This window comes from Myroides sp. TSA_177.3 (genome assembly GCF_052691955.1).
The window spans coordinates 1-5,204 of sequence record NZ_JBQZGD010000048.1 but is presented as its reverse complement, the minus strand read 5'-3'; the positions used below and the strand labels follow the sequence as shown (position 1 = coordinate 5,204).

The 5,204-nt window shown below is 46.9% G+C and carries 2 tRNA genes and 3 rRNA genes; all 5 read right to left on the bottom strand.

From position 1 onward, the window contains the following. Nucleotides 1–49: 49 nt before the first annotated feature. A 5S ribosomal RNA gene (gene rrf, locus ACUTSE_RS18050) occupies nucleotides 50–159 on the bottom strand. A 115-nt stretch (nucleotides 160–274) separates the two neighbouring features. Beyond that, a 23S ribosomal RNA gene (locus tag ACUTSE_RS18045) occupies nucleotides 275–3,153 on the bottom strand. A 122-nt stretch (nucleotides 3,154–3,275) separates the two neighbouring features. Further along, nucleotides 3,276–3,349, bottom strand: a tRNA-Ala gene (locus tag ACUTSE_RS18040). A gap of 85 nt (nucleotides 3,350–3,434) precedes the next feature. Then, nucleotides 3,435–3,508: transfer RNA gene (locus ACUTSE_RS18035), tRNA-Ile, on the bottom strand. Nucleotides 3,509–3,578: 70 nt separating this feature from the next. Beyond that, nucleotides 3,579–5,096, bottom strand: a 16S ribosomal RNA gene (locus ACUTSE_RS18030). Together the 16S, 23S and 5S rRNA genes with 2 tRNA genes alongside form the textbook arrangement of a ribosomal RNA operon. Between the last annotated feature and the right edge of the window lie 108 nt (nucleotides 5,097–5,204).

Sequence of the window (5,204 nt, the reverse complement as noted above, 5' to 3'; positions counted from 1 at the left end):
GGTATAAAACAAAAAAGCCTGACTACTTACGTAATCAGGCTTTTCAAAAGAAGGGCGACGACATACTCTCCCACCATGTGGCAGTACCATCTGCGCTAGCGGGCTTAACTTCTCTGTTCGAAATGGGAAGAGGTGAGCCCCGCCGCAATAACCACCCTAAAGCGGTTGTTATAAATTCCTTTCGGATCCTATAACTAATTCGGTATATTATAACGTAACAAATACTTTTACTTTTTAGAAAGTTGCCCTCCCTCTACCCAAAAGTAGAGGGAGTACACATAAGCTTACGAGCTATTAGTACTACTTGACTATGACATTACTGCCTTTACATCTATAGCCTATCAACGTTGTCATCTTCAACGGCTCTTTAAAGAAATCTCATCTTGTGGTGGGTTTCGCACTTATATGCTTTCAGCGCTTATCCCTGCCCAACGTAGCTACTCTGCGATGCCCCTGGCGAGACAACAGATGCACTAGAGGTTGGTCCAATTCGGTCCTCTCGTACTAGAATCAGATCCACTCAAATTTCTAACGCCCACAGTAGATAGAGACCGAACTGTCTCACGACGTTCTGAACCCAGCTCGCGTGCCACTTTAATGGGCGAACAGCCCAACCCTTGGGACCTTCTCCAGCCCCAGGATGTGACGAGCCGACATCGAGGTGCCAAACCCCCCCGTCGATATGAGCTCTTGGGGGAGATCAGCCTGTTATCCCCGGCGTACCTTTTATCCTTTGAGCGATGGCCCTTCCATGCGGAACCACCGGATCACTATGCTCTACTTTCGTACCTGATCGACTTGTTAGTCTCCCAGTCAAGCTCCCTTATGCCATTGCACTCTACGCACGGTTACCAAGCGTGCTGAGGGAACCTTTAGAAGCCTCCGTTACTCTTTTGGAGGCGACCACCCCAGTCAAACTACCCACCAAGCAATGTCCTCTGCAATGCAGAGTTAGATCTCAAATAAGCAAAGGGTGGTATTTCAACAATGACTAACCTACGCCTGGCGACGCAGGATCGAAGTCTCCCACCTATCCTACACATCACTTATCCAAGAACAATACTAAGCTATAGTAAAGGTGCACAGGGTCTTTTCGTCCCACTGCGGGTAATCGGCATCTTCACCGATACTACAATTTCACCGAGCTCATGGCTGAGACAGTGTCCAGATCGTTACACCATTCGTGCAGGTCGGAACTTACCCGACAAGGAATTTCGCTACCTTAGGACCGTTATAGTTACGGCCGCCGTTTACTGGGGCTTCAATTCAATGCTTCTCCGAAGATAACATCTCCTCTTAACCTTCCAGCACCGGGCAGGTGTCAGGCCCTATACTTCATCTTACGATTTTGCAGAGCCCTGTGTTTTTGATAAACAGTCGCCTGGACCTTTTCACTGCGGCCAGCTTGCGCTGGCGACCTTTCTCCCGAAGTTACAGGTCTATTTTGCCTAGTTCCTTAGCCATGAATCTCTCGAGCGCCTTAGGATACTCTCCTCGACTACCTGTGTCGGTTTACGGTACGGGTACTAATAATCTAAGTTTAGAAGCTTTTCTTGACAGCCCTTAGGCACACTATCTCGTTGTTCGAAAACGCTGAGTACTATCGCATTTCTCCATCTCCTACGCATTTTACTATAGGAAATATAGGTACGTGCTTCAACGAACTATTCCGTCAGTTCGCGGTGCTTTCATCACTGTGTCACTCCATCACAATTATTAGTAGTACGGGAATATTAACCCGTTGGCCATCGACGTCCCCCTTCGGGTCTGCCTTAGGTCCCGACTAACCCTAAGCTGATTAGCATAGCTCAGGAAACCTTAGTCTTACGGCGGGGGTGTTTCTCGCACCCCTTATCGTTACTTATGCCTACATTTTCTTTTCTATAAACTCCACCATATCTCACAATACGGCTTCTATGTCGATAGAATGCTCCCCTACCACTCACGTTTAAAACGTAAATCCATAGCTTCGGTAGTATACTTATGCCCGATTATTATCCATGCTCGATCGCTCGACTAGTGAGCTGTTACGCACTCTTTAAATGAATGGCTGCTTCCAAGCCAACATCCTAGCTGTCTGGGCAATCAAACCGCGTTTTTTCAACTTAGCATACATTTGGGGACCTTAGCTGATGGTCTGGGTTCTTTCCCTCTCGGACATGGACCTTAGCACCCATGCCCTCACTGATGATTATCATTAATTAGCATTCGGAGTTTGTCAGGAATTGGTAGGCGGTGAAGCCCCCGCATCCAATCAGTAGCTCTACCTCTAAGTAACTATGATCATCGCTGCACCTAAATGCATTTCGGGGAGTACGAGCTATTTCCGAGTTTGATTGGCCTTTCACCCCTACCCACAGGTCATCCGAAAACTTTTCAGCGTTAAACGGTTCGGTCCTCCATTTAGTGTTACCTAAACTTCAACCTGCCCATGGGTAGATCACACGGTTTCGCGTCTACCACTACTGACTAAAGCGCCCTATTAAGACTCGCTTTCGCTACGGATCCATGACTTAATCACTTATCCTCGCCAGCAACGGTAACTCGTAGGCTCATTATGCAAAAGGCACGCCGTCACCCAACTAATGGGCTCCGACCGCTTGTAGGCGTATGGTTTCAGGATCTATTTCACTCCGTTATTCACGGTTCTTTTCACCTTTCCCTCACGGTACTGGTTCACTATCGGTCTCTCAGGAGTATTTAGCCTTAGCGGATGGTCCCGCCAGTTTCAATCAGGGTTTCACGTGCCCCGACCTACTCAGGATACCACTATCCTTATCTTCTCTTACTTATACGGGACTATCACCCTCTTCGGTTTACCTTTCCAGGTAATTCTAATTCAATCCGCAAGAAATGTCGTGGTCCTACAACCCCAATATTGCCGTAACAACATTGGTTTGGGCTATTCCGCGTTCGCTCGCCACTACTAGCGGAATCACTTTTGTTTTCTTCTCCTCTGCCTACTTAGATGTTTCAGTTCAGCAGGTTCGCCTCCTATTCGGATACTATGTCTTCAACATAGTGGGTTGCCCCATTCGGATATCTACGGATCAACTCGTGTGTGCCAATCCCCGTAGCTTTTCGCAGCTTATCACGTCCTTCCTCGCCTCTGAGAGCCTAGGCATTCCCCATACGCCCTTATTTTGCTTATGTGCTTACAATTCTTTCGAATCGTACTTTCTATAAATTTTTATTTAAATAATAATATTAATATTACTATCTAACTGTATTTGTCGTTACAATATGTCAATGATCGTTTTGAACTTGCGTTCTTGTGGAGAATATCGGAGTCGAACCGATGACCTCCTGCGTGCAAGGCAGGCGCTCTAGCCAGCTGAGCTAATCCCCCGTAATGTCGTTTACAGCTTACAGTTAACCGTGTACTGTCGTTTTTACGGTTAGCGCAACCTCTAAAATTTCCTTGTAATACTTAGTAGTCCCGGGCAGACTCGAACTGCCGACCCCTACATTATCAGTGTAGTACTCTAACCAGCTGAGCTACGAGACTCTGTATATTACTTATTTTTTTATTTGAACAAACAGCGAGAGTAAATAAACCAACTCCTTTTTTTCTCTAGAAAGGAGGTGTTCCAGCCGCACCTTCCGGTACGGCTACCTTGTTACGACTTAGCCCTAGTTACCAGTTTTACCCTAGGCAGCTCCTTGCGGCGACCGACTTCAGGTACCCCCAGCTTCCATGGCTTGACGGGCGGTGTGTACAAGGCCCGGGAACGTATTCACCGGATCATGGCTGATATCCGATTACTAGCGATTCCAGCTTCATGGAGTCGAGTTGCAGACTCCAATCCGAACTGAGACCAGTTTTTGAGATTCGCATCCAGTTGCCTGGTAGCTGCTTTCTGTACTGGCCATTGTAGCACGTGTGTAGCCCAAGACGTAAGGGCCGTGATGATTTGACGTCATCCCCACCTTCCTCACGGTTTGCACCGGCAGTCTTGTTAGAGTTCCCGGCTTGACCCGCTGGCAACTAACAATAGGGGTTGCGCTCGTTATAGGACTTAACCTGACACCTCACGGCACGAGCTGACGACAACCATGCAGCACCTTGTAAATTGTCCGAAGAAAAGTCTATCTCTAAACCTGTCAATCTACATTTAAGCCTTGGTAAGGTTCCTCGCGTATCATCGAATTAAACCACATGCTCCACCGCTTGTGCGGGCCCCCGTCAATTCCTTTGAGTTTCATTCTTGCGAACGTACTCCCCAGGTGGGATACTTATCACTTTCGCTTAGCCACTCAGTCCGAAAACCGAACAGCTAGTATCCATCGTTTACGGCGTGGACTACCAGGGTATCTAATCCTGTTCGCTACCCACGCTTTCGTTCATCAGCGTCAATAAGTACGTAGTAATCTGCCTTCGCAATTGGTATTCCATGTAATATCTAAGCATTTCACCGCTACACTACATATTCTAATTACTTCCATACTATTCAAGTCAAGCAGTATCAACGGCAATTTTATAGTTAAGCTATAAGATTTCACCACTGACTTACTCAACCGCCTACGAACCCTTTAAACCCAATAATTCCGGATAACGCTCGGATCCTCCGTATTACCGCGGCTGCTGGCACGGAGTTAGCCGATCCTTATTCTTACGGTACCGTCAAATAATTACACGTAATTACATTTCTTCCCGTACAAAAGCAGTTTACAATCCATAGGACCGTCATCCTGCACGCGGCATGGCTGGTTCAGAGTTGCCTCCATTGACCAATATTCCTCACTGCTGCCTCCCGTAGGAGTCTGGTCCGTGTCTCAGTACCAGTGTGGGGGATCTCCCTCTCAGGACCCCTAATCATCGTTGCCTTGGTATGCCGTTACCACACCAACTAGCTAATGATACGCATGCCCATCTTTTACCGATAAATCTTTATTATACAAACGATGCCGTTCATATAAACCATGGAGCATTAATCCGAATTTCTCCGGGCTATTCCCCTGTAAAAGGTAGGTTGCATACGCGTTACTCACCCATCCGCCGGTCTCTAGAAAGCAAGCTCTCTATACCCCTCGACTTGCATGTGTTAGGCCTGCCGCTAGCGTTCATCCTGAGCCAGGATCAAACTCTTCATCGTATATTTTTAATATTGTAAAAAGTTAGCTAGTTTATTCGTGATCCTAAAATCACCTTACTCTCTTTATTTTGTATGCTGTTGTCCAATATGTCTATGATCGTGTTTCAA